Origin of the sequence: Rahnella sp. NRRL B-41462 (assembly GCF_003263525.1) — a bacterium.
GTDB classification, from domain to species: domain Bacteria; phylum Pseudomonadota; class Gammaproteobacteria; order Enterobacterales; family Enterobacteriaceae; genus Rahnella; species Rahnella aceris.
Window position 1 is genome coordinate 1 of record NZ_JYDF01000182.1, and the last position, 2,326, is coordinate 2,326.

Consider the following 2,326-nt stretch of genomic DNA (forward strand, 5'->3'; position numbering starts at 1 on the left):
AAGCATCTACGGCACCACCAGCAACAGCGAACGTAAAGACAGTCATTTCAACAGCCGCGCTTCCCTGCTGTACGCCTTTGACAGCGGCATTTCACCGTACGTCAGCTACAGCCAGGCGATGACGCCATCTGCCCTGCCAGGCGCTGACGGCACGCTGCTGAAACCGATGCAGAGTGAGCAATACGAAGCCGGGATCAAATACCAGCCGGTCGGCACTTCCGATATGTACACCGCGGCGCTGTATGATCTGACGCAAAAAGACGTGGGTAACCGCGTGGTAGTCGGCAGCTACTACGAGCCGGCAGGTAAAATCCGCTCACAGGGTCTTGAGCTGGAAGCTAAGAAACAGGTTACCGAACGCTTTAACGTGATGGCCGGTTACACCTACAACAAAGTGCGTATCCGTGATGCGGCTGAGAACAACGGCAACACGCCGTATGTGACGCCAAAACAAATGGCTTCCATCTGGGGTCAGTACAACACGCCGATTGGTGTGGATATGGGTGCAGGTGTGCGTTACATCGGCACACAATGGGCGGATAACGAAAACACCCGCCACATGCCTTCTGCCACGCTGGTTGATGCGTCACTGCGTATGAATCTGGTGCAGTTCAATCCGCAACTGAAAGGCGCGTATGTGCAGCTGAATGCTAACAACCTGTTCGACAAGAAATATGTCGCAGCCTGTTACGGCACCAGCTACTGCTACTGGGGTCAGGAACGTACCGTGGTTGCTACGGTAGGGTATGATTTTTGATAGATTTTTCAGCGCCTCCCCCTGAAAAGGGGGAGGTCTGTGAATCGCCCGGATACGGTTTATTCTTCTGCAAGATCCAGCCGCGCCTTCAGCGCTTTCTTCGCACTTTCCAGCAACGCATCTGAAACTTCACGATCAGGCTCACAACGTGCCAGCGACAAACTGCCCATCAGTTCCGCACTGACCGATATCGCCTGCGTTTGCGGGTCGTCCACGCCCATTTCTGTCAGCTGGCGGATAATCATCCCACGGATACGTTCGATGCCGCGCGCGAACTCTGCCTGACAGGGCGCTGACAAGCGTGGCGTTTCAGAGGCCAGCGCCGACACCGGACAGCCCTGCGCCCGGTTATCGCGGTGCCCGGGCGACAGGTAGAAATCGATATACCCTGCCAGTTGCTGCTGCGCCGTCAGCCCCTGATTTTCTTTATCCCAGCGGACCATAACCTGATTAAACATCTGCCCGATGGCGGCCTCAATCAGTGCCTCTTTTGAGGCAAAGTGCGCATAAAACCCACCGTGCGTCAGGCCAGCTTTGCTCATTACACCTGCCACGCTGACCTGCAACGGCCCTTTGGTACGGATGTCTTTCGCCGCCTCCTTCAGGATCGCTCGCGGATTTTAGGTTTATGTTCACTCTCATAGCGCATAATAACACCCTGATAATCAGAAAATTGCTGTCATAGCTTACCTGACCGCATCGGTTAACGAAACGCGCGCATCCACGGATAATCCGGGGCGCAGCGCCGCTAAATCTGGCTGACCAGCGTCAAGCCGGATCCGCACCGGCACCCGCTGAACAATTTTGGTGAAATTACCCGTGCCCGGCTCAAATGGCAGCAATGCAAACGTCGAACCTGATCCCGGCGCAAGGCTGTCGACTTCACCGCGAAACGTCACGCCCGGCAGCGCATCCACATGCACGTCCGCACGTTGTCCCGGCTGCATTCTGCCGGTCTGTGTTTCTTTGAAGTTGGCCGTCACATAAATGCCCTGTTCAGGTACCAGCGTCATCAGCCGCTGACCGGGTGTAACGTAATCGCCAACCTGTACCTGTCGGTTTCCCGCTATGCCATCGATGGCAGCAACAATAGTGGTGTGATTGAGATCCTGCTGTGCCAGCGCTTGTGCCGCCTGCGCTTTCACCACAGCGGCCTTCGCCAGTGCCAGCGCCGCCTGAATTTCTGCCCGCCGGGCGTGTGTCACCGCCGCCTGATTTTGGGCAACATCCAGCATCGCCGCGGCGTGCGCCGAGGTTTGTTCTGCCGTCACCGCCACCGTTTTATACCGGTCGGCATCATTACGGGATGTGGCACCGCTGACCGCCAGCGACTGATAACGCTGCTGCTCGGCTTCAGCATGTTGCTGTTCCGCACGCGACGAACGGATCGCCGTGCGCGCGGCTTCGATTTGGGTGAGTGCCAGTTGTTCCTGCGCCTGCTGGCTCAGCAACGCCGCTTCCTGTTGCGTTACCTGCGCGCGGGCATCTTCAAGTTCTCCCTGCGCAGACGCCAGACGAGCCGTAAACTCTTCGCTGTCGATCAGCACCAGTTTATCGCCGGCATGTACC

At 57.1% G+C, this 2,326-nt stretch carries 3 protein-coding genes; 1 reads left to right on the top strand and 2 read right to left on the bottom strand.

What is annotated here, in order from left to right:
• Nucleotides 1-757 (top strand): TonB-dependent siderophore receptor (locus UC14_RS26340; protein ID WP_157962168.1); only part of this gene is annotated, 757 nt, incomplete at its 5' end.
• Nucleotides 758-816: 59 nt separating this feature from the next.
• Here UC14_RS26340 and UC14_RS26345 read toward each other — a convergent pair.
• Together UC14_RS26345 and UC14_RS26350 are read right to left on the bottom strand one after the other, a co-directional pair.
• Complete coding sequence (locus tag UC14_RS26345) at nucleotides 817-1,311, bottom strand: TetR/AcrR family transcriptional regulator (protein ID WP_232829746.1); 495 nt, start codon at nucleotides 1,309-1,311, stop codon at nucleotides 817-819.
• Nucleotides 1,312-1,443: 132 nt separating this feature from the next.
• On the bottom strand, nucleotides 1,444-2,326 hold an 883-nt coding region (locus UC14_RS26350), incomplete at its 5' end, for an HlyD family secretion protein (protein WP_112198757.1).